Here is a 3,365-nt window from a genome sequence, read left to right on the forward strand (position 1 = left end):
ACAACATACTAAGTATAAGCAAGTGATTGCTCAATAGATTTCGATTGTATAAAATTTCTTTCTTTAATATTTGAATCACAATAAATCTATGTTAATATGCGCAAAAAATAAGGGCGGAACATCTAATGTTTAGCAGATCACTACAGGTCTTAATTTCTCTTGTGCCGTTTTTTTTTAGTCTATTACGGGATAGAAAAAGATATATCTTTTTTGGCTCCCCACGCAGAATAAGCGAAGAGATTCATAAAAAAAGGGCAATAAGCCTGAAAAATAAAATAACTCGGTTAGGGACAACTTTTATAAAATTGACCCAAATCTTGAGCAGCAGGGCAGATATCATTCCGCCCCATTATTTAGAGGAGCTTAGCAAACTGCAGGATCAGGTTGAACCAATCGATTCAGCAAAGATTATTGAAGTGGTAGAAGAAGAATTGGGTAGAAAGATAGACCAAATTTTTGATTCATTTGATAACAATGCTATTGCTGCCGCATCGTTGGGTCAGGTGCATAAAGCAAGATATAGAGGACAAGATGTCATTGTGAAGGTTCTAAAACCGGGCGTTGTTGATATTGTCGAGATGGATTTGCGGATAATGTTTAGAATCCTGAATTTCTTTGACATTATTTATCCTTCCCATGAAGTTGACATTTTGATGACAATCGTAAGTGAGTTTTCAAGGATTATCCGCGAGGAGATGGATTTTAGAAAAGAAGCAGAACATATTGAAATATTTAGAGAAAATTTTGCTTCAAATCAATCCATAATAATTCCTGAGGTTCATCATGACCTAACTACGAGAAGAGTCTTGGTGCTTACATATTATGATGGTGTAAAGATTGATGACATCGAAGGGCTGAGGGAGATGAATATCGATGTCAAAAAGTTGATAAATGAACTTGTTTATCTCTATTCACATCAGGTCCTCATTGACGGAATTTTTCACGCTGACCCTCACCCTGGAAATATATTGGTAAATAATGAAGGGAAAATCATCCTTCTCGATTTCGGTATGGTTGTGCCGATTGACGAAGAAACAAAAAATAACCTTGTTGCCGCAGCAGTAGCAGGTGCGCGGCGCGACTATGATGGATTAGTTGATGCATTGATAAAACTTCAGATAATAGGTCCAGAGACAAATATTTCTGTAATGAAGGATGCAATAGCTGTAATGACAGATATATTCGACAAAAAGAAGGTTTCAAAAAAAAGGATTCAAGAAATTTCAAATGAAATATTTGCCACCTTTTATCAGTTTCCTCTAAATCTGCCATCAAATCTTGTTTATCTCTTCAAGTCAGCTGTAATGATTGAAGGGATAGGAATGAGATTCGACCCGACATTCAACGGAATTAAAGATGGCACTCCTGTCGTAAGAGACCTTTTTAAAGAATCGATGAAGAAGCCAAGAGAAGACATCCTTGAAAGGATTTTGCAAAAAGGCAAAGACTTTTACAAAATGACTGAAAATCTCGAGCAGGTTTTAAAAAGGGCGGAGAGGGAGTTATTTCGTGTACGACTTCACCCTGTCGATTTGATAAGGGTTGAAGGCTTTATGGGATATATGTTGAGGCGAGTCTTAGTTGGCATCGGTGCAACGACAAATGCTATTGTTGGGGCAATCATTTATGTAAAGAATGGGAATCTCTTGGTTCTTGCACTCTTTCTCGCTTTTTCAGCCTTTCTTTTTGGGCTCACATTCATATTACCTGCACGGAGACTTTTTGACACAAGAGAAAGGCATACAAAGAGATTTGAAAGTGAACTGCAAAGGACTTATCATATAAATAAAGACTGAAAACAATATTGTTTAATCAACTATAAAATGGAGGGAGATATCAATGGTTAGAGAAAAAGTAGAAGAAATGGAAGAAGAAAAGAAAGAAAAAAAAGACCATAGAAAGACTTTGAAAGAATTGGGAGATGCAATGGTTGATGCGTTGATTTCAAAATTGCCGGAAGATGTAGCAACTCATTTGTGCAATTCGAAGAAAGAAATGCTTTTGGCTTTGAGAGGTATGATAGATTCGGAATTAAGACGCTCGGAAGAGAGAATTACAAAGATAAAGGAGAAAAAGAGTAAATAATGTCCCAAAGCAAGGAATTGAGGGATTGTCCTTTTTGCGGAGAAAAGGTTGAAGAAAGAGCCGAAAACTGCCCATTTTGTGGTCGCATCTTTCGGCTTCCCTCTTCACTCGATTCTAATAAGGTCAATGGGAAAAGATTGAGTTATATTGCTCTACCGATTTTCATTTTTATCATTCTGCTAATGGTGGCTTTAACTTTCTTTTTGTTTGGCAATGAAGAGAAAAATATGAAAGTTTCATCTAAGATAGTAAAGAAGCCTGCGGCGGAAAAGATTATAGCTGAAAAAAAGGAAGAAAAGAAGAATCAGGCGCTCTCTGATTCCTCAAAAGACACTAAGAAAAAAAGTATTGAAGCGAAATCTATCGATAATGAAAAAAAATCACCTCCACCAAAAAAATTGCCACAACAAAAAAAGCCACCGGCATTGAAAAAAGAGAAAATAAAAGAAAGAAAATCTCCTTCTCCGCCGCTTCCTTTGCCCCAAGAAGATAATTCTGATTTTTATACTCTTGGTTAAACCATTCAATGAGAAAATACTTGCCTGTCTCCTGATGGATAAGTCATAATTATGAATGTATGAATGAATAAAGTTTCCATGGAGATGAATCATTATGGGGGTCATTAGGAATGAAAGATTGAAAAAGGTTTGGATAACTATTTGTGCATTTTTGACCATTTCTATTCTGCCAAGTATTTATGGCTTTTCTAAAACTAAAAGTGTGGCTAAATCCTACAATCTTGAATCTCTCAAGAAGGAGATTTCTCGAATAGTCGATTCAGGAGTTTTTACTGAGTCAAAGTACGGGATATTGATAAAGTCTCTCAAAAGCAATGAAGTCATCTTTTCTGATAATAGCAGTCTCTTTTTAGTTCCTGCATCGAATATGAAAATACTTACATCTGCTTCGGCATTGTCAACTTTGGGGCCTGAATATCGTTTTAGCACAAAAATATTTTGTGATGCGAGACCTTCCTCAGGAGTTGTGAAGGGCAATATTTACATTGTGGGAAGCGGCGACCCTGAACTATATCCCGAAGATTTGTGGAAAATAGCAAGTCATATTTCTTATTTAGGTATTGAAGAAATCAGAGGTGATCTAATTGTCGATGGAAGCTTTTTTTCTGATGAAATCGAGGGTAAAGCCCTGCCAACACAAATTGATGGAACGATTATATGTGGTGTGCCCTTTAATTTCAATTCCTTTGAGTATATCATTTCGCCTTATGGAAAGAAAATGCCCTCTATTTCGATACATCCAGCTTCTGGAATTTTTCGTAT

General features: G+C 36.3%; 4 protein-coding genes. All 4 read left to right on the forward strand.

All coding sequences use genetic code 11. The features are described from left to right. Positions 1 to 125: 125 nt before the first annotated feature. Positions 126 to 1,796, forward strand: coding sequence for an AarF/ABC1/UbiB kinase family protein (locus D6734_12025; GenBank protein ID RMF92545.1), 1,671 nt, complete (start codon positions 126 to 128; stop codon positions 1,794 to 1,796). 43 nt (positions 1,797 to 1,839) lie between these two features. Beyond that, positions 1,840 to 2,085, forward strand: coding sequence for a hypothetical protein (locus D6734_12030; GenBank protein RMF92546.1), 246 nt, complete (start codon positions 1,840 to 1,842; stop codon positions 2,083 to 2,085). Next, a complete protein-coding gene (locus D6734_12035; protein ID RMF92547.1) occupies positions 2,085 to 2,603 on the forward strand; it encodes a zinc ribbon domain-containing protein in 519 nt (172 codons plus the stop codon). Before D6734_12030 ends, D6734_12035 begins: the two co-directional genes overlap by 1 nt. Before the next feature lie 94 nt (positions 2,604 to 2,697). After that, positions 2,698 to 3,365, forward strand: a 668-nt coding sequence (locus D6734_12040) for a hypothetical protein (GenBank protein ID RMF92548.1), incomplete at its 3' end; no start/stop codon positions are given.

The sequence above is a fragment of the Candidatus Schekmanbacteria bacterium genome (assembly GCA_003695725.1).
Lineage (GTDB): Bacteria > Schekmanbacteria > GWA2-38-11 > GWA2-38-11 > J061 > J061.

Coding starts and splice junctions, on each gene's coding strand:
- D6734_12025 (RMF92545.1), top strand. CDS start 126: ATGTTTAGCAGATCACTACAGGTCTTAATTTCTCTTGTGCCGTTTTTT.
- D6734_12030 (RMF92546.1), top strand. CDS start 1,840: ATGGTTAGAGAAAAAGTAGAAGAAATGGAAGAAGAAAAGAAAGAAAAA.
- D6734_12035 (RMF92547.1), top strand. CDS start 2,085: ATGTCCCAAAGCAAGGAATTGAGGGATTGTCCTTTTTGCGGAGAAAAG.